Source organism: Rhizobium sp. CSW-27 (assembly GCF_018760785.1).
Classification (GTDB): Bacteria; Pseudomonadota; Alphaproteobacteria; order Rhizobiales; family Rhizobiaceae; genus Neorhizobium.
Map to the genome: position 1 here is coordinate 49854 of NZ_JAHHZO010000008.1, position 18710 is coordinate 68563.

20 protein-coding genes are annotated in these 18710 nt (G+C 63.6%); 9 read left to right on the top strand and 11 right to left on the bottom strand.

Annotated features, from left to right (window positions below; all coding sequences use genetic code 11):
- Nucleotides 1-10: 10 nt before the first annotated feature.
- The 5 genes from pheT to infC all read right to left on the bottom strand — a co-directional run bounded on the left by pheT (nucleotide 11) and on the right by infC (nucleotide 5076).
- A complete protein-coding gene (gene pheT, locus KLP42_RS16045; protein ID WP_215567923.1) occupies nucleotides 11-2437 on the bottom strand; it encodes a phenylalanine--tRNA ligase subunit beta in 2427 nt (808 codons plus the stop codon).
- A 21-nt stretch (nucleotides 2438-2458) separates the two neighbouring features.
- On the bottom strand, nucleotides 2459-3544 hold the full coding sequence (pheS, locus tag KLP42_RS16050; RefSeq protein ID WP_215567924.1) for a phenylalanine--tRNA ligase subunit alpha: 1086 nt from the start codon (nucleotides 3542-3544) through the stop codon (nucleotides 2459-2461).
- Nucleotides 3545-3686: 142 nt separating this feature from the next.
- Nucleotides 3687-4091, bottom strand: a complete 405-nt coding sequence (rplT, locus tag KLP42_RS16055) for a 50S ribosomal protein L20 (RefSeq protein ID WP_215567925.1) — start codon at nucleotides 4089-4091, stop codon at nucleotides 3687-3689.
- A 39-nt stretch (nucleotides 4092-4130) separates the two neighbouring features.
- Nucleotides 4131-4334, bottom strand: a complete 204-nt coding sequence (gene rpmI / locus KLP42_RS16060) for a 50S ribosomal protein L35 (protein ID WP_099056273.1) — start codon at nucleotides 4332-4334, stop codon at nucleotides 4131-4133.
- A gap of 205 nt (nucleotides 4335-4539) precedes the next feature.
- Nucleotides 4540-5076: a translation initiation factor IF-3 gene (infC, locus tag KLP42_RS16065; RefSeq protein WP_215568157.1), complete on the bottom strand. Its 537-nt coding sequence runs from the start codon at nucleotides 5074-5076 to the stop codon at nucleotides 4540-4542.
- 182 nt (nucleotides 5077-5258) lie between these two features.
- On the opposite strand from infC, the gene KLP42_RS16070 reads away from it, so the two are divergent.
- Together KLP42_RS16070 and KLP42_RS16075 are read left to right on the top strand one after the other, a co-directional pair.
- Entirely contained in the window at nucleotides 5259-6044 is a 786-nt protein-coding gene (locus KLP42_RS16070; protein ID WP_215567926.1) for an alpha/beta hydrolase, read from the top strand.
- A gap of 189 nt (nucleotides 6045-6233) precedes the next feature.
- Entirely contained in the window at nucleotides 6234-6800 is a 567-nt protein-coding gene (locus tag KLP42_RS16075; RefSeq protein ID WP_252193059.1) for a transglutaminase-like cysteine peptidase, read from the top strand.
- A 176-nt stretch (nucleotides 6801-6976) separates the two neighbouring features.
- Here KLP42_RS16075 and mbfA read toward each other — a convergent pair whose 3' ends face one another.
- Nucleotides 6977-7960, bottom strand: coding sequence for an iron exporter MbfA (gene mbfA, locus KLP42_RS16080; protein ID WP_215567928.1), 984 nt, complete (start codon nucleotides 7958-7960; stop codon nucleotides 6977-6979).
- Nucleotides 7961-8200: 240 nt separating this feature from the next.
- Between mbfA and KLP42_RS16085 the strand changes: the two genes are divergently transcribed.
- Complete coding sequence (locus tag KLP42_RS16085) at nucleotides 8201-9298, top strand: TRAP transporter substrate-binding protein (RefSeq protein WP_215567929.1); 1098 nt, start codon at nucleotides 8201-8203, stop codon at nucleotides 9296-9298.
- A 182-nt stretch (nucleotides 9299-9480) separates the two neighbouring features.
- A complete protein-coding gene (locus KLP42_RS16090) occupies nucleotides 9481-9768 on the top strand; it encodes a hypothetical protein (protein ID WP_215567930.1) in 288 nt (95 codons plus the stop codon).
- A gap of 63 nt (nucleotides 9769-9831) precedes the next feature.
- Here KLP42_RS16090 and KLP42_RS16095 read toward each other — a convergent pair whose 3' ends face one another.
- Entirely contained in the window at nucleotides 9832-10005 is a 174-nt protein-coding gene (locus KLP42_RS16095) for a hypothetical protein (protein WP_215567931.1), read from the bottom strand.
- 176 nt (nucleotides 10006-10181) lie between these two features.
- Between KLP42_RS16095 and KLP42_RS16100 the strand changes: the two genes are divergently transcribed.
- On the top strand, nucleotides 10182-11246 hold the full coding sequence (locus KLP42_RS16100; RefSeq protein ID WP_215567932.1) for an alpha/beta hydrolase family protein: 1065 nt from the start codon (nucleotides 10182-10184) through the stop codon (nucleotides 11244-11246).
- A 2-nt stretch (nucleotides 11247-11248) separates the two neighbouring features.
- Here KLP42_RS16100 and KLP42_RS16105 read toward each other — a convergent pair whose 3' ends face one another.
- The gene (locus tag KLP42_RS16105) at nucleotides 11249-11761 is read right to left on the bottom strand and encodes a GNAT family N-acetyltransferase (protein WP_502941309.1); all 513 of its coding nucleotides are present in this window, start codon (nucleotides 11759-11761) and stop codon (nucleotides 11249-11251) included.
- Between the two features lie 29 nt (nucleotides 11762-11790).
- A complete protein-coding gene (locus tag KLP42_RS16110) occupies nucleotides 11791-12366 on the bottom strand; it encodes a helix-turn-helix domain-containing protein (protein ID WP_215567934.1) in 576 nt (191 codons plus the stop codon).
- Between the two features lie 195 nt (nucleotides 12367-12561).
- On the opposite strand from KLP42_RS16110, the gene KLP42_RS16115 reads away from it, so the two are divergent.
- From KLP42_RS16115 to KLP42_RS16130, 4 genes are all read left to right on the top strand, one after another.
- Nucleotides 12562-13836 carry an MFS transporter gene (locus tag KLP42_RS16115; protein WP_215567935.1) on the top strand — a complete coding sequence of 425 codons (1275 nt, stop codon included), beginning with the start codon at nucleotides 12562-12564 and terminating at the stop codon, nucleotides 13834-13836.
- Nucleotides 13837-13941: 105 nt separating this feature from the next.
- The gene (gene lepA, locus KLP42_RS16120; protein ID WP_215567936.1) at nucleotides 13942-15762 is read left to right on the top strand and encodes a translation elongation factor 4; all 1821 of its coding nucleotides are present in this window, start codon (nucleotides 13942-13944) and stop codon (nucleotides 15760-15762) included.
- A gap of 78 nt (nucleotides 15763-15840) precedes the next feature.
- Nucleotides 15841-16071, top strand: coding sequence for a type II toxin-antitoxin system CcdA family antitoxin (locus KLP42_RS16125; RefSeq protein WP_215567937.1), 231 nt, complete (start codon nucleotides 15841-15843; stop codon nucleotides 16069-16071).
- Entirely contained in the window at nucleotides 16071-16370 is a 300-nt protein-coding gene (locus KLP42_RS16130; protein WP_215567938.1) for a CcdB family protein, read from the top strand. The genes KLP42_RS16125 and KLP42_RS16130 overlap by 1 nt, the downstream gene beginning before the upstream one ends.
- Nucleotides 16371-16376: 6 nt before the next feature.
- Here KLP42_RS16130 and KLP42_RS16135 read toward each other — a convergent pair whose 3' ends face one another.
- Both KLP42_RS16135 and KLP42_RS16140 read right to left on the bottom strand, forming a co-directional pair.
- Nucleotides 16377-17663: a UDP-N-acetylglucosamine 1-carboxyvinyltransferase gene (locus tag KLP42_RS16135; RefSeq protein ID WP_215567939.1), complete on the bottom strand. Its 1287-nt coding sequence runs from the start codon at nucleotides 17661-17663 to the stop codon at nucleotides 16377-16379.
- Between the two features lie 136 nt (nucleotides 17664-17799).
- The gene (locus tag KLP42_RS16140) at nucleotides 17800-18543 is read right to left on the bottom strand and encodes a PRC-barrel domain-containing protein (RefSeq protein WP_215567940.1); all 744 of its coding nucleotides are present in this window, start codon (nucleotides 18541-18543) and stop codon (nucleotides 17800-17802) included.
- Nucleotides 18544-18710 lie beyond the last annotated feature (167 nt).

Genomic DNA, 18710 nt, shown 5'->3' on the forward strand with positions numbered 1-18710 from the left:
CAATGGCAGGTCAGGCGCGCAGTGTGCCGCCGGTCGTCTTTTCGACATTGCCGACGATCTTCTTCGTCAGCGCGTCGAAATCCTCGTCGGTCAGCGTCTTGTCGCTCGGCTGGATCAGCACTTCGATGGCGATCGACTTCTTGCCTTCGCCGAGCGAGGCGCCCTCGAAGACATCGAAGACATTGACGCCGGTGATCAGCTTGCGGTCGGCACTCGTCGCCGCCTTGATGATGGAGCCGGCATCGACGGCCTTTTCCACCACGAAGGCAAAGTCGCGCTTCACCATCTGGAAGGGCGAAAGCTCCAGCGCCGGCTTGGTGCGCGTCGCCTTCTTCTTCGGTTCCGGCATGGCATCGAGATAGACCTCGAAACCGCACAGCGCGCCGGAGACATCAAGAGCCGAGAGCGTGTTCGGATGGAACTCGCCGAAATGGCCGATCACCACCTTGGGACCCATCTTGATCGTGCCGGAACGGCCCGGGTGATACCAGGACGGACCGCCCTGCTCCACCTGCACATTGCCCATCGGCAGGCCGCAGGCCTCGATCACAGCCAGCGCATCGGCTTTCGCGTCATAGACATCGACCGGCTTGCCGCCGCCCTTGGCGGCATTCGACCAGGAGCGGCCGGCACCGGCCAGCGAGGCCGTGCCACGGCGGATGCCACCGGCCACGCGGCGCTGCTTGTCGGGCGTGTCACCCTCATAGGTGCCGGACACCTCGAAGATCGCCACATCGCCATAACCCTTGTCGGCATTGCGCTGGGCGGCTGTCAGAAGGCCGGGCAGCAGTGAGGGGCGCATGTCGGACATGTCGGCGGCGATCGGGTTCGCCAGCTTCAGCGAGGGCTGCCCGCCGCCGAATAGTTTTGCCTGGTCTTCGGGAATGAAGGACCAGGTGACGGCCTCCAGCATGCCGCGGCTCGCCAGTGCCCGTTTTGCGGTGCGCGTGCGGATCTGCAGCGTCGTCAGGATGCGGGCATTGACCGTCTCCTTGGCAGGCAGCGGTTCCGGCGTGATGTTGTCGACGCCATGGATGCGCATGACCTCTTCCACCAGATCGGCCTTGCCATCCACATCCGGCCGCCAGGAGGGGACTGCAACCTGCACCTGGGTCTCGTCGCCCGACAGGATCTCGAAACCGAGACCGGCCAGGATCTGCCGGCTTTCTTCCACCGAAACCGTGAGGCCCGTCAGGCGCTTGACTTCGGAGAAGGGGAAGTCGACGATCTTGCGGTCATGACCCTTGTAGCCGGCAACCTTGGCCTTGGCCGGCGTGCCGCCGCAGAGTTCGACGACGAGTTCCGTGGTGCGCTCCAGGCCCGGCATCATATATTCGGGATCGACGCCACGCTCGAACCGGTAGCGCGCATCGGTGATGATGCCGAGGCTGCGGCCGGATTTGGCGATGTTGATCGGGTCCCACAGCGCCGATTCGATCAGCACGTCCACGGTATTCTCGTCACAGCCGGAATGTTCGCCGCCCATGATGCCGCCGATCGATTCCACGCCATTGTCATCGGCAATGACCACGGTGTTCGGCGAAAGCCTGTAGGTGCGGGTATCGAGGGCGAGCACTTCCTCGCCCTCCTTTGCCCGGCGGACCGTGAGATTGCCCTTGACCTTGGCCGCGTCGAAGACGTGCATCGGCCGGCCTTGGTCGAAGGTCATGTAGTTGGTGATGTCGACCAGCGCGTTGATCGGACGAAGGCCGATCGCCTTCAGCCGCTTCTGCATCCAGGCCGGGCTCGGGCCATTCTTGACCCCGCGCACGAGGCGCAGCGCAAAACCGGGGCACAGCCGCTCGTCGTCGAGATCGATGATGACATCGACCGGCGTTTCGCCCGCAACAGACAGAGCCGGAGCCTTCGGCTGCTTCAGCGTGCCGAGACCGGAGGCGGCAAGATCCCGCGCAATCCCGTAGACGCTGGTGCAGTCCGGACGGTTCGGCGTCAGGTTGATCTCGATCATCGGATCGTCGAGGCCTGCATAGGTCGCAAAAGCGGTGCCGACCGGCGCATCTTCCGGCAGGTCGATTATGCCGTCGTGATTGTCGGAGATGTTGAGTTCCTTCTCCGAGCACATCATGCCGTGGCTTTCGACACCGCGAATGTTGCCAACGGCAAGCGTCACGTCGATGCCAGGCACGTAGGTGCCCGGACGCGCCAGCGCGCCGACGAGGCCGGCCCGCGCATTCGGCGCGCCGCAGACGACCTGGACGGGTTTTCCGTCGCCGGTATCGACCATCAGCACCTTCAGCCGGTCGGCAGACGGATGTTTTTCGGCGGACACGACCTTGGCGATGACGAAGGGCTTGTAGGCCGCCCGGTCATCGACATCCTCGACTTCGAGGCCGATCGCGGTGAGGCGCTCGCAGACCTCTTCGAGGTTCGCGTCGGTTTCCAGATGTTCCTTCAGCCAGGAGAGCGTGAATTTCATGGATCTTTCCTCCTTGCAGAATTACACGCTCAAACCGCCGAACAAAGTCGGCATGTCGAGCGGGCGGAAACCGTAGTGGCTCATCCAGCGCACGTCGGCGTTGAAGAAGTCGCGCAGGTCCGGCATGCCGTATTTCAGCATGGCGATGCGGTCGAGGCCCATGCCCCAGGCAAAACCCTGGTATTCGTCGGGATCGAGGCCGCCGGCGCGCAGCACGTTGGGGTGCACCATGCCGCAGCCGAGGATCTCCATCCAGTCGGTGCCTTCGCCGAACTTGACGATCGGGCCGGACGAGCGGTCACACTGGATATCCACCTCGAAGCTCGGCTCGGTGAAGGGGAAGAAGGAGGGGCGGAAGCGCATGGTGACGCTGTCGACCTCGAAGAAGGCCTTGCAGAACTCTTCCAGAATCCAGCGCATGTTGCCGACATGGCTCTTCTTGTCGACGACAAGACCTTCCACCTGATGGAACATCGGGGAATGGGTGGCGTCGGAATCCTGGCGATAGGTCTTGCCGGGAATGATGATGCGGATCGGCGGCTTCTGGGCTTCCATGGTGCGCACCTGCACCGGCGAGGTATGCGTGCGCAGAACCTTGCGCTCACCCTTTTCATCCGGCTGGAAGAAGAAGGTGTCGTGCATTTCGCGGGCCGGATGGCCTTCCGGGAAGTTCAGCGCCGTGAAGTTGTAGTAGTCCGTCTCGATATCCGGACCTTCGGCGATGGAGAAACCCATGTCGGCGAAGATCGCGGTGATCTCGTCGACGATCTGGCTGATCGGATGGATACGACCACGCTCGGCCGGCGAGGAACGCACGGGCAGCGTCACATCGAGCGTTTCGGCGGCCAGACGGGCATTGATCGCCGCATCGCGCAGCACCGTCTTGCGGGCGGAAAGCGCCTCCGTCACCTCGGTCTTCAGCGCATTGATCGCTGCGCCACGGGACTGGCGCTCCTCCGGGCTCATGGCGCCCAGTGTCTTCAGGAGGTCGGACACAGAGCCCTTCTTGCCGAGGGCTGCGACACGCACGGCTTCGAGTGCCGCTTCGTCGCCAGCGGCCGCAATTTCCGTCAGAAGCGAGGTTTTCAGGTTTTCCAGATCGGACATGGTTTCTTCCGTGTGATGCTCGGCAAAGTTCGGGTCAGTGACCCTGACGTGCGGTCGTAACAGGCAAATGAAAAACCCGCGCCAGCCCAAACCAGCGCGGGTTTCCCAAATCTACGAAGCTTACAAGCCTGGGAAGCGCTGGTTAACGAACCGCGCTTTCAAACTCGTTGGCCGTGCCGGCTTCCTTGAGGTAGGCGAGAGCCTTCTTGGAGGCTTCGACCAGGGCGCCGAAGGCAGCCGGCTCGTGGATGGCCATGTCGGAGAGAACCTTGCGGTCCACTTCGATGCCAGCCTTGTTCAGGCCGTCGATGAAGCGGCCGTAGGTCAGGCCGAATTCGCGCACAGCTGCGTTGATGCGCTGGATCCAGAGCGCGCGGAAGTTCCGCTTCTTGGCGCGGCGGTCGCGCGTCGCCATCTGGCGCGAACGATCGACGGCAGCCTTTGCGGCGCGGATGGTATTCTTGCGGCGGCCATAGAAGCCCTTGGCGGCCTTGAGGGTCTTGGTGTGCTTGGCGCGAGAGGTTACGCCACGTTTTACGCGTGCCATGTCATGATCTCCTTAACGTGTTCCAGATGCGATTGGGTCTCAGAGACCGTTCGGCAGGTAGTTCTTGATGACCTTCTTGCCGTCAGCTTCGGCGAGAATCATCGTGCCGCGTGCATCGCGGATGAACTTGTTGGAACGCTTGATCATGCCGTGGCGCTTGCCGGCGGCAGCCGCAACGACCTTGCCGGTCGCGGTGATCTTGAACCGCTTCTTGGCGGAGGACTTCGTCTTCATCTTGGGCATTTTGCTACTCCATAATTCTTGTATCGGAACCGGCTGACGAGGCCAGCTCCAAGCAATTCAAGAACGGACACGGCATGCCCTGCCGGACCGTTCGGACGCGCGCTTATAGCGGCAGATGCCGCAAAGCGCAATGGGGAAAGAGGGATTGTCGCCGCCCGTGAGAAGCGGCAGATCCGGGCCCTTCAGCCGAGCGGAAAGGCTGGCCTCAGCGGGGGGCCAGCACCATCATCATCTGGCGGCCTTCCAGCTTCGGCTCGGCCTCCACCTTGGCGATCGCCGCGGTGTCTTCCTTCACCTGAAGCAGAAGCTTCATGCCAAGTTCCTGGTGCGCCATTTCACGACCGCGGAAGCGCAGCGTCACGCGAACCTTGTCGCCATCTTCAAAGAAGCGGTTGATGGCCTTCATCTTCACCTCATAGTCATGGGTGTCGATGTTCGGACGCATCTTGATTTCTTTGATTTCGACGATCTTCTGCTTCTTGCGCGCTTCGGCCGCCTTCTTCTGATTGGCGTATTTCAGCTTGCCGAGATCGAGAATCTTGCAGACCGGCGGGTCATTGTTGGGAGAAATCTCGACCAGATCGAGACCCGCCTCTTCCGCCATCTTCAGCGCCTGATCTGTCGGCACGATGCCGAGGTTTTCACCCTCTGCGTTGATCAGCTGAACGCGGGGGATGCGGATTTCCCGGTTGGAGCGCGGCCCGTCCTTGACTGGAGCGTCGGCTTTGAATGGTCTGCGAATGGTCGTATTCTCCTCGAATTGTTTCTGGATCGCAGCGGCGATCATCTGCGCCCGGCGCAATAGCGGGCAATGTCGTCAACGCTGCTTCGAAGTCAATAGCATATTTGCTGGGAGAAATCACCTGCTGCCGGCTTTTCGCGAATCTGTTTTATAGGCAGCCATCCAGCCGGAGAGACAAACGCATGACACAGCCATCCGCGGTCGACCACCCCACCCCCCTCATTGTCGGCGACAATGCCGAAGCACGCCCGATCGCGACCCTGCATCGGCCGGGCAGCGGCCCGATGCTGGTGTGGCTCGGCGGCTACCGCTCCGACATGACGGGCACCAAGGCGCTGGAGATGGACCGCCTGGCGGCCGAGCGCGGGCTGGCCGCGCTGCGCTTTGACTATTCGGGCCATGGCCGCTCCGGCGGCGCCTTCCGCGACGGCACCATCTCGCGCTGGCTCGAGGAGACGCTGGCGGTGATCCACGCCCATCCGGCGACGGAGGTGATCCTGGTCGGCTCGTCGATGGGCGGCTGGATCGCCCTGCGCGCCGTGCAGGAGCTTGCCCGCCATCCCGGCGCGCCGAAGGTACGCGGCATGGTCCTGATTGCGCCCGCACCCGATTTCACCAGCGACCTGATCGAGCCGGCCCTGAAGGACGAGGAGCGCCGCTCGCTGGAGGAACGCAGCTTCTTCGAGGAGCCATCGCAGTACAGCACCGAGCCCAACATCTTTACCCGCGCGCTGATCGAGGACGGCCGCCGCAACCGCGTGCTGCAGGGAGTGATCGAGACGGGCTGCCCGGTGCATATCCTGCAGGGCATGTGCGACGAGGACGTGCCCTACCGGCACGCCCTGAAGCTGATGGAATTCCTGCCGGCCGACGATGTGGTTCTGACGCTGGTGCGCGATGGCGACCACCGGCTGTCGCGACCACAGGACATCGAGCGCATCCGGGCGGCCATCGCCGCGCTTCTCTGAGATCGCCCTTTCATGAGCTGCGACTAAAACGCCGCAGTTTTTAACCATAAACGAAGAGTCCCGCTGTTAAGACTCTGTTCATAATTGACACCCTGTCCCTTCGGCTCTTAACCTTTTGTTAGGATTTGAAGGGACGGGTCCATGATGAATGCCCTGAAGGGGCGGCACCTCGGCGTGCTGCTGGCCGCAATGATTGCGCAGACGAGCATGGCTGCGCCGGCGTCGCTGCCGACGACGCACATGGTGACCGGCGGCATTACATCCCAGCCGATCGGACATTACGAATTCTGTCAGATCCACAAGGACGAATGCAATATCCGCTTCGCCTCCGCGCCGCCGCCGAAGGTCACCGATTACGGCTGGCAGATGGTCCACGAGATCAACAGCTCGGTAAATTCCCGCATCGTGGCGCGCACCGACATGGAGGTCTATGGCCGCGAGGAGGTCTGGGCCTATCCCGTCGATGCCGGCGACTGCGAGGACTATGTACTGCAGAAGCGCAAGGAACTGGCCGAGCGCGGCTTTTCTCTCTCCGACCTGCTGATCACCGTGGTGCGCAAGCCCGATGGCGAAGGTCACGCGGTGCTGACCGTTCGCACCTCGGAAGGCGACTTCATCCTCGACAACCTGACCGACGAGGTGAAGCTGTGGACCGAGACGCCCTATACCTATCTGAAGCGTCAGGCGACCTTCAACACCGGCCGCTGGGTCACCATCGAGGACGGTCGCGACATCCTGGTCGGCGCGCTGCGCTGATCGACCCACACACCTTCTGGAAAAGGCCGGCAGTCCCGGCCTTTTTTCTTGCCCGACTGATGACGGCCCCCGCTGCGACAACAGGCAAAGGCCCCGGCGCCTCGCGTTTGGCTCGGCGCGTTCGTCGCTGCAATCGATCCACTGGATCGATTGCTTGGCCTGCGGCCAAACGCTCCTCACCCATTCCCGATCAAAATGCCGGCGGCGAGGACGAGGGAGCCGCCGAACACCACCTGGAAGACGGCGCGCAGGAAGGGGGTTTCCATGTACTTGTTCTGGATGAAGGCGATGGCCCACAATTCGATGAAGACGACAATCGCCGCAACGATGGTGGCCGTCCAGAAATGCGGAATGAGATAGGGCAGCGCGTGACCGAGGCCGCCGACCGCTGTCATGATGCCGGAGGCGAGACCGCGCTTCAGCGGCGAGCCGCGTCCGGAAAGCTTGCCATCGTCATGCGCCGCTTCCGTGAAGCCCATCGAGATGCCAGCGCCGACCGAGGCGGACAGGCCGATCAGGAAGGTCTGCCAGGTGTCCTGCGTGGCAAAGGCTGCCGCAAAGATCGGTGCCAGCGTCGAGACCGATCCGTCCATCAGACCGGCCAGCCCCGGCTGAACATAAGTGAGAATGAACTGCCGGCGCTCGGTGGCCGCCTCCTCCTGACGAACCTCTTCCGGCGCGTGCTTGTCGCCCAGCATGCGGGCAATCTCGCCATGGCCCTGCTCGGCCAGTGCCAGATCGCCGAGCAGCTGCCGGGTGGAAGCATCGGTCACATGCCTGGCGGCTTCCCGGTAGAAACGCGCAGCCTGCTCTTCCATCAGTTCCGCCTGGGCGCGGATCGTCTCCAGAGACAGGTTCGTCATCAGCCAGTCCGGGCGGCGTTGGTAGAAGCCGCGCACATGCTCGCGGCGGATCAGCGGAATCTCCTCACCGAAGCGCTGGCGGAACTGGGAAATCAGCATGTTGCGATGTGCCTGCTCCACCTCCGCCATGTCGCGAAAGACCTTCGCGCTGTCCGGCGCCTGCGCGTCGAGCGCGCGGGCATAAGAGAGATAGATGCGCGCATCCTCCTCTTCCGAGGAGATGGCCAGCGCCAGGATTTCCGCCTCGTCAAGCGAGGCGAAGCTGCGGCGGCCCTGGCCGCGGAAAAGCTCAAACATGTTTTCTGTCCTTTTTAGAATTATTATAATTCTAATGTAATGCACCCTCCCTGGCAAGCCGCCTCACGCTGCGGATGGCGACGCCAGGCGCCGGCAACCGGGCGCAACGAACCGCGCGCGCCGGTAGCGAAGAGCGCAATTTTCGCCCGTTTTGCCTTGCAGCCCTTGCAACAAAATGATTTAGGGGCAACCAGCCTGAGCTTTTGCTCAGCACCCCCTGAAATTGAAGGTTTTTAGTCCATGAACCGCAGATCCTTCTTCCGCCAGGCCGGTGTTGCCGGTGTTGGCGCCGCCGCTCTGGCCGCCCCGGCCATTGCCCAGGAAAATCCGGCGCTGACCTGGCGGCTGACCTCCTCCTTCCCGAAGAGCCTCAATATCCTGTTCGACACCGCGACCGAAATCGCGAGAAGCGTGTCCGAGGCAACCGACGGCAAGTTCCAGATCCAGACCTATGCGGCCGGCGAAATCGTGCCGCCGCTGCAGGCTGCCGATGCGGTGGCCGCCGGCACCGTGGAAATGGCCCATACCTGCGCCTATTATTATGTCGGCAAGGATCCGACCTTCGCTCTCGGCACCGCCATTCCCTTCGGCCTCAATGCCCGGCTTGGCAATTCCTGGTTCTCGGTCGGCGGCGGCAACGAGCTGCTGAACGAGTTTCTCGCCGGCCACAACCTCTATGCCCTGCCCGCCGGCAATACGGGCGCCCAGATGGGCGGCTGGTTCCGCAAGGAGATCAAGACGGTCGACGACCTGAAGGGACTGAAGATGCGCATCGCGGGCCTTGCCGGCCAGGTGATGAGCAAGGTCGGCGTGACGCCGCAGCAGATCGCCGGCGGCGATGTCTATGCGGCGCTCGAAAAGGGCACGATCGACGCCACCGAATTCGTGGGCCCCTATGACGACCACAAGCTCGGCTTCTACAAGGTCGCGAAATACTACTACTATCCGGCCTGGTGGGAAGGCGGCCCGACGGTTCATGCCTTCTTCAACAACGAGAAGTTCCAGAACCTGCCGAAGCGCTACCAGCGCATCCTGACCGATGCCTGCGCCCGCGCCAATGCGCTGATGCTGGAGCGCTACGACGCGCTGAACGCCAAGGCTCTGCGCGAGCTGGTAGCCGAAGGCGCCGTCCTGCGCCCCTTCAGCCAGGACATCCTCGATGTCTGCTATAAGGCGGCGCAGGAAACCTATGCGGAAATCAGCGCCGGCAATGCCAGCTTCAAGAAGATCTACGACAGCCAGCAGGCCTTCAAGAAGGACGGTTACCTGTGGCTGCAGATCGCGGACTACAGCTTCGACACCTTCATGATGATCCAGCAGCGCAACGGCACGCCGTAACACCAGACGGTCCACGACGACATTGCAGGAAGGCGGCAGTCCGCAGGGGCTGCCGCCTTCCTGCATCCGGAGCCCGGCACTCGCGGCCGGCGGTCACCGGCCTGACGGACCGTTTTTTAACATTTGATATTGCGCAAGTTCGGTTACGACCTATTGTTGAAGGCTGCTGAACGGAGAAAGGCATGCCGCAGCGGCACATCCGGTTTTATCCGAACATTCTCGACCCCGGCGATCTCGCCATCATGGACACGGCGGTCCGGTCGGTGCTGTTTGCCTGCACCATGCAGGAGCGCGCCCTTGATGCGGACCGCATCGCGCGCATCGTGCTCAGACTTTACCGGATGGGCCTGACCGATCCGGAAAAGCTGGCGGCTCTGGCCGCCCGGCTGGCCTGCGAGGCCTGTGTGACCGGCAGCGGCGCCGACCGCTTTGCCCGGCGCGCCGCGGTTCCGCCACCATCCCGCCAGTGAAGCCCCGCAACAAGGCGAGGCTTCGGTCATTCCTGTTCTGACACGCATCCCGAAGGAGGCGGCTCAGTTGCTGCCATTGTTCGGCCGGGCTTTCGCGCCGACCCGATCATTGTCGCTTGCCGTCTTGCCGTCCGGCTCCTGGCCGTAATAGGTGCCCCCCAGATGGCCGCCGGCGCTGGTGTTCTCCACCTGTGCCTTGGCCCGGGCCTGCTGTTCCTTGACGTTCGTCTTGCTCATGGTTTGCCTCCGTGGTTGGCGGGGATAATGGGTACCAACCGGCAGGAGGCCGGGAGGTTCCGCAGGTTTCCCCTGGCCCGGATCACGTTCGAGACGACCTCGAACATGTTCGAGGTCGAGAAGCCTCATGAGATCCGCAAGTCTCGCCTCGTCTCTTCATCCAACGAGGTTCTCCCATGACACGCCTTCTTCTGCTTGCCACCCTGCTCTCGACCACCTTCCTGCCCTGGACGGCCTCTGCCGATACCTCCATCGGCGCGACCACGATTTCCGTTCCCTCGCTGCAGCGCGGCAGGCCACTTGCCGTCGATGTCTGGTATCCCGCAAAGGCGCCTGCGCCGGAGGGTCTCATCGGCGACAACCGCATCTTCACCGGTGCTGCCGCAAAGCCGGATGCCGTAATCGATCCCGGGCGCCATCCGCTGATCCTGCTGTCGCACGGATCCGGATCGCGGGCGCAAGGGATGGCCTGGATTGCCGCACGTCTTGCGGAACAGGGCTTCATCGTCGCCGGTCCCGATCATCCCGGCACGACCAGCGGCGATTCCACGCCGATTGCCACGCCGCGCATCTGGGAACGAACGCAGGATCTGTCGAATATCATCACCTGGATGACCGGTGACGCCCGCTGGAAGGCATCGGTCGATGCCGCAAAGATCGGCGTCATCGGCTTCTCGCTTGGCGGCAGCACCGCGCTGGAGTTGATCGGTGCGCGTGCCGATCTCAATGCCTATGCCGATTATTGCGACCGCTACACAATGATGATGGATTGCCAGTGGTTTGCCGGCGGTTTTGGTTTCGTCGACGGCAAGCGGGTCGCCTCACCGGTCGTGAAGCTGCGGGCGTTCGACAAGGCGCATTTCGAGCAGTCGAATCTCGATCCGCGCGTCACCTCCGCCGTGATCGTCGACCCCGGTCTCGCCACAGCCTTCAAGGCGGACAGCCTGAAGGCGATCAAGGTGCCGACGACCATCATCAACCTCGGCAGCCCGGGCGCCGTGCCGGTCGCAGTCAAATCCGACGCGCTGTCTGCCGAAATCCCCGGCGCGCAGTATCACCAGATCCCCGGCGCCAATCATTTCAGCTTCCTGCCGATCTGCAAGCCGGGCGCTGAGGAGATGCTGAGCGAAACCGGCGATGCTGACCCGATCTGCGACGGCAAGGGCCTGCGCGACCGCGCCGAGGTTCACAAGGACGCGGAAAAGCTGATTGTCGAGGCGTTCGAAAAGACGCTGAAATAGGCTCAGCCGATCCGCTTGTAGAACACAGTGGTGTCGCAGAACCCGCCCTGCGGCCAGAGCGCATAATCGGGAATGACGCCGGCCTTTTCCCAACCGAAGCGGGGGTAGATCGCCTCCGCTTCGCTGCCGGTTGCGGTGTCCAGCACCAGCAGGGTCCGCCCGCGGCGTGCTGCCTCCTCCTCCACGGTCGCCATCAGCCTGCGCGACAGGCCGAGCCCGCGCGCCGAGCGGTGGACGAGGAGTTTCATCAGGTCGCCCCGGTGCGGCTGATTGGGCTTTTGTGCCAGCCCCACCTGCACCGTGCCAACGACGCGCCCTTCATGCTCCGCCACCGCCAGGATGGTGTGGCCGGCGGCGACGCTTGCCACGACACCGTGCCAGTAACCCAGCGCATCCTTCGGCTCGAAGGGCAGCATGAACCCCAAAGAGGCGCCGCCATTGATGCAATCGGACAGCACCTCGCTGAGGTCGGACAACAGCGGGAGGGCCTCTTGGGCGGAGACGATACGAATCATGGACATCGCGGAATGGTTCCTGGGAGTGGTCAGCGCCCGCGGTCGAGAATGACGGCGTAACGCACGGGTTTGTCGGTCGGGTTATGAAACTGGAAGGCGTCGCCGATATCCATGAAAAGGCAGTCGCCCGCTTCCAGCCGGTAGGTCTCGCCGGGCAGGATCATTTCGAGCACGCCCGCAAATACCCAGATATGCTGGGTCATGGAGCGGCTCTCCTCGCGCGGCGGAAAGCTCACGCGCGCCCCCGGCGGAAAATCCACTTCGACGATGTCCACGCGCGAGGGCATGCCGGGCGGCGAAATCGAACGGCGCAGATAACCGGTGACGGGGTCGCGCCACAGGCGCTGGTCCTTTCGCCGCACAAGCGGTGCGCGGCTCGGATTGTCGGGGGCAAAAAACTCCGACAGCGACAGGCCAAGCGCCTCGCAGAGCCGCGCCAGCAGGGCCGCCGTCGGGCTCGCCTCGCCCCGTTCGATGCGCGAGATCATCGCGCGGCTGACGCCGGAGGCGGTCGCCAGCTGGTCGAGCGTGAAGGCCTGTCGCGCCCTCAGCGCCTTCAGCCGGTCCCCCAGCGCCCCTTCGAACTGTTGATCTGTCTGTTCCATATTCTGATCATGCATTTCCACTATAGTGGAGTCAAGTGACCGCATGATGGAATTTCTGCCGCCAGACGATCAGGGCGCGGCGTCTTTACGACAGCCACGCGGCATGGCAATGCGGTATCGTTGATCGAACTCCACGACTCTTGCCCGGATGGCCGGCGCTGGTCTCGTTGCTGTTTGTGTGTTTGCGGAGGCTTCATGCACGGCCAGCCTGATCGGGCGTCCTCTCCCCTGTCGATCGCCAGCATCGTCGCCTCGATGACCACGGCAGCGGTGGGCAGCGGCCTGATGTTTGCCTACAGCCCCTATATGCTGGCGCTGTCGCCGGATGCCGCCTGGGCGCCGGGCGCGGCGGTCACGGCGGTCGCCTTCGGCGGGCTGGTCGGCTGCGTGGTGACCGGACCGCTGATCCAGCGCGTCGGCCATGCGCGGCTGTTTGCCTGCTCGATGGCCATCGTCATCATTGCCGCCGCCTTCATCGCCTCCAACCTTTCCGTCTGGCTGTGGATCCTCGGCCGCGGGCTCTACGGCGCGGCCGCCAACTGCAACTTCATCATCGCGCAGAGCTGGCTCAACCATGCCGCCTCCAACACCTGGCGCGGCCGGGCCATGTCCTTCTTCTACATGGCCTATGTGCTGGGGCTTGGCTGCGGCGCCTGGCTGTTCGGACAGATCCCGACCTCCGGAAATCTCACGCCACTTCTGACGATCTTCTTTACCGCGCTCGCCATCCTGCCGATCGGCCTGACGCGGCTGCCCAACCCGCCGGCGCCGGCAAGGGTGAATGTCGACGTGGCGATGGCCTGGCGGATCTCGCCGGTCGGCCTGATCGGCGTTCTCGCCTCTGGCGGGCTGTCGATGGTCGTGCAGGGTTTCGTGCCGATCTATGCCACCACCAATGGCGTGGCGCAGCAGCAGGTGGGCCTGCTGATGTTCGTGATGCAGACGGGCCTGCTCTTCGTGCAGTATCCGCTCGGCATCCTCTCCGATCGCATGGACCGCCGCCGGGTGCTGCTGATCACCTGCGCGATCATCCTGGCCGCAGGAAGTGCCGCGCTGTTTGCCTCCTTTGCCCAGATGATCCTGTTCATGCTGATCTTCATGGTCTTCGGCGGCGCGATCGAGACGATCTATTCGATCGCCAATGCCCATTCCAACGACCGGGCCGATCCAGGCGATTACGTGCCGCTCTCCAGCACGCTGCTGGTGGCATGGTCGGCGGCGGCCACCGTGGTGCCGCTGGCCGTCACTGCGCTTACGCCGGCCTTCGGGCCCAAAACCTTTATCGGCGCCGCCCTGCTGGTCGCCGCCGCCTATCTTCTCTTCACGCTCTGGCGCCTCAACGAGCGCGATCCGGTTCCAAGCGCCGAGCGGGAGACGTTCGAGCTGCGCAGCGCCCAGCTGCCGAATGCCGCCGTGCTGACCGATCCGGAAGCGCGTCCGGCCGACCAGCCGGCGGAGCCAACCGGCTGACGACGGCGAAACAGGCGCCCGGACCGGCGAAAGCCCCGGTTTTCTCAAGCTTTGCCGCAATTTCCCGCTAGGCGTTGCAAGGCCTCGCTGCTATATGCGCGAGCCATGAGCACAGACCGCACGCCCCTTGACCATATCCGCAACTTTTCCATCGTCGCCCATATCGACCATGGCAAATCGACGCTTGCCGACCGCCTGATCCAGTCGACGGGCGGCCTCGCCGACCGCGAGATGTCGGAGCAGGTACTCGACAACATGGAGATCGAGCGCGAGCGCGGCATCACCATCAAGGCCCAGACGGTGCGCCTGCACTACAAGGCCAACAATGGCGAGACCTATGTGCTGAACCTGATCGACACACCCGGCCACGTGGACTTTGCCTACGAAGTCTCGCGCTCGCTGTCGGCCTGCGAGGGCTCGCTGCTGGTGGTGGATGCCAGCCAGGGCGTGGAAGCCCAGACGCTGGCCAATGTCTATCAGGCAATCGACAACAACCACGAACTGGTGACGGTTCTCAACAAGATCGATCTGCCTGCCGCCGAACCGGAGCGGATCAAGGACCAGATCGAGGAAGTGATCGGCATCGATGCCTCCGATGCCGTGCTGATCTCGGCCAAGACCGGGCTTGGCATCCCGGACGTGCTGGAGGCCATCGTCAACAGGCTGCCGGCGCCCAGGAGCGAAGGCGGCGACAAGGCCCCGCTGAAGGCGCTGCTGGTCGACAGCTGGTACGACACCTATCTCGGCGTGATGGTTCTGGTGCGCATCGTCGACGGCGTGCTGGTGAAGGGCCAGCAGATCCGCATGATGGGCACGGATGCCAAATACACGGTGGAACGCGTCGGCGTGCTGACACCGAAGATGGTCAATGTCGACAGCCTCGGCCCCGGCGAGATCGGCTTCATCACCGCCTCGATCAAGGAAGTGGCCGATACTCGCGTCGGCGATACCATTACCGATGACCGGCGCCCGACGGCACAGGCCCTGCCCGGCTTCAAGCCGGCGCAGCCCGTGGTCTTCTGCGGCCTCTTCCCCGTCGATGCCGCCGACTTCGAAGACCTGCGCGCGGCGATGGGCAAGCTTCGCCTCAACGACGCCTCCTTCTCGTTTGAAATGGAAAGCTCGGCAGCGCTTGGCTTCGGCTTCCGCTGCGGCTTCCTCGGCCTCCTGCATCTCGAAATCATCCAGGAGCGCCTGGAGCGCGAGTTCAACCTCGATCTCGTCGCGACCGCGCCCTCCGTCGTCTACCAGATGACGCTGACCGACGGCACCGAGAAGGAACTGCACAACCCGGCCGACATGCCGGACGTGGTGAAGATCGAAGAAATCCGCGAACCGTGGATCAAGGCGACCATTCTGACGCCGGACGAATATCTCGGCGGCATTCTGAAGCTCTGCCAGGACCGGCGCGGCATCCAGACGGAACTGACCTATGTCGGCACCCGCGCGATGCTGACCTATGAACTGCCGCTCAACGAAGTGGTCTTCGATTTCTACGACCGTCTGAAATCGATCTCGAAGGGTTATGCCTCCTTCGATTACAACATCATGGATTACCGCGAGGGCGACCTCGTGAAGATGTCGATCCTCGTCAACGGCGATCCGGTGGATGCGCTGTCGATGCTGGTGCACCGCTCGGCGGCCGACCGACGCGGACGCGGCATGTGCGAAAAGCTGAAGGAACTCATTCCGCCGCACATGTTCCAGATCCCGATCCAGGCCGCAATCGGCGGCAAGGTGATCGCACGCGAAACGGTGCGCGCACTGCGCAAGGACGTGACCGCCAAGTGCTACGGTGGCGACGCCACCCGCAAGCGCAAGCTGCTGGAAAAGCAGAAGGAAGGCAAGAAGCGCATGCGCCAGTTCGGCAAGGTGGAAATCCCGCAGGAAGCCTTCATTGCAGCGCTGAAGATGAACGACGAGTGAGGCTTTTCACCGTCTAGCATCTGCGTCATAATCCTGTCCGCGGGCCAGCGTGGCCCGTGCAGCAAGGAATGCGCTCTCATGGTTCAGACGGGCCGCAAGAAGGGTGAGGTTCCGATCGACAGCCGGCTTCTGGCAGAGGCGAACGACCTGAAGCTGGACGTAGCCCGCGCGGCCGAAGACGGCATTGCGCGTGCCGTGAAGGCGGAGAAGGAGCGGCTCTGGCGGATCGAGAATGCCGAGGCGATTGCGGCAGCGAATGATTACGTCGAAAAGCATGGATTGCCGCTGGCAAAATACCGGCTGTTCTGATGGCGCGGTTCTGGGTTCACCGGCTGGGGCCGAACGGCGATCTGGCGCTTGATCTTCAGGCCAGCATCCTCGACGGACTGCACACGCGGGTGGTGGCGCCTCTGGTCCGGCACGACGACGTAACCCGGCTTGTGCCGCGGCTCAACCCACGTTTCGAGATCGGCGGGCAGGTCTTCGTGATGATGACCGAGTTCATCGCCACCGTTCCCCTGAAGGATATGGGTGAGCGCGTTACAGACCTTTCACACCGCGCCGACGAGATCACCGCCGCGACCGATTTCCTGTTCCGCGGCTTTTGACGCCGCCTATTCCCAGTGCACGCGGGCGCCGAGCGCCGTCAGCTTCTCCACGAAATCGGGATAGGCGCGGCGGATCGGGTCGGCATTCTTGATGCGGCTGACACCCGGCACCTGGATCGCCGCCACCAGCAGCGCCACCACCACGCGGATGATATAGGGCGCCTCCACCACGGCGGGGCGCAGCGTGTTGCCGCCGAAGACGATCAGGCGGTGCGGATCGGAGAGATGCACGCGCGCGCCGAACTTCAGGAGTTCCGCCGACCAGCCGAGCGCGCCCTCATAGACCTTGTTCCAGAACATCACGTCGCCCTGGCAGCCGACGGCAACACCGATCGCCTGCGGCAGAAGGTCGGCCGGAAAATAGGGCCAGGGCGCCGCCTCGATCTTCGGCAGCAGTTCGACGGTAAAGGGCTCCGCCACCTTGCGGCTCCAGCCGGCGGTGGTGATGGCATTCTCTTCCACCTCGAAGGCGATCCCCAGCTTGCCGAACTGGCGCAGGATCAGCTCCATGTGATGGCCCACCTGCGATTCGACCCGCAGCCGGCCGCCGGTGACGGCGGCGATGGCCAGGAAGGTTGCCACCTCATGATGATCGTCCGGCACGCTAGCGCGCGTGCCCGCAAGGCGGCCGACGCCGGTAATCGTCAGCTTCGAGGTGCCGATGCCCTCGATGCGGGCGCCCATGGCCACCAGCATCTCGCAAAGCGCCTGCACATGTGGCTCCGAGGCGGCATTGTTGAGCACCGAGGTCCCCTTGGCGACGCTTGCCATCATGATGAAGGTTTCGGTGGCAGTGACGGAGGCATAGTCCGGCCAGATGCGCGCACCGCGATAGAGATCCGGCGCCTCCATCTCACAGGGATGGGAGGAGAGGATGCGGCAGCCGAAGGCCTGCAGGATTTCCAGATGCGGATCGATTTCCCGCACACCGAGCGCACAGCCCTTCGCTTCCGTGTCGAAACAGAGCCGGCCGGTGCGGATCATGGCCGGTGCCAGGAGCAGAACGGCGGCGCGCATGCCGAGCGGCAGGTCCGCCTCGCGGGCGGCAAAGCCTGCAAAATCGTGGCGGATGGAAAGCGTCTGGGCGGCGCGGTCACGCCGCACTTTCGACCCCTTGCTTTCGAAATAGGCGACGAGCTTGTCGATATCGCTTATATCCGGAACGTTTTCGAGGGTGACCTCGTCATCGGTCAGAAGCGTGGCGCACAGCATCGGCAGCACCGCGTTCTTGTTGCCCGAAGGCCGCATTGTTCCCGCGACCGGAAAGCCGCCTTCTACCACCAGATCTGCCATGATGCCCCCACATGCGTCGATTTCCGCTGATTGGGCGTCAATCATGGCAAAAATGCAGGTGCACTGCAGGTGCGAGGGCACGGCAGAAGGCCCCGCGGCTTGCGCCGCGGAGCCACGGTTCCGGATCGGAATTCGATCAGCGTGCCGGCGTCATGCCTTCGAAGGCCGGAGCATCTTCCAGCTGTTCGCGCGTCACGTTCAGCACGATGCGCTCCGGCAGGCCGTTTTCGCCGATCTGGGCATCGCCGGTCGCGGATGCCGCGCTGTTGGCCGCCGTCTGGTTGCCGGTAGCGGCATTCGGTGTCGCGGCGTTCGGGTTGGCGGCCGTATTGGCCCCCTGCGCCCCCATGCCGACACCGCGATTATTGGTGTTGGCGCCAGGTGCCGGGTTGGAGGTGGTGGCATTATTGGTGGACGCGGTCGTCTCGCCCGACACGGCCGGGGTGGTGGCTGCCGCCTGGTTGGCTTCCTCCTGCGTCATGCCGGGGCCGAGCTGCAGGGCGTTCATCTGAACCGCGACATCCTTCTCGCCGATGCCGAGGAAGCCGCCGACGCCGATGATGACGGCGTTCACGCTGCCGTCCTGGCTGACCAGCACGTCGGAAATGTCACCGATGTTCTCACCCTCGGTGCCATAAACGGCCTTGCCTTCCAGATCGCTGACGCGCCAGGCGCCATGGCCGGGCACGGTCACGAAGGGGCCGGCTGTCGTCGCCTCGCTGCTGCGCGGCGCATCGGCCATGCCACCCTGCGCGTTGTTCTGATTGGTCATCTGGCCGGTTGCCGTGTTGGGCGTTGCCGGCGCGGTGCCGGTCTGCGCGATGGCGGCCATGGGAAGCACGGTGGAAAATGCGAGAGCGGCGATGAGCTTGCGTGTCATGGACGTTTCCTCTTGGTTGTTGATGGGACTGATCAGGAAACCGCCAGAGGGCCGCCTTGTTCCAATTTTTCGCAGCCGGCGGGGCGCCGACCGGTGGTTCGACCGATTCGCCACGTCGGTTTTTTTCTACCCACAGCCGCCGCGAAGGCGGTATGAAGGACGGCAAC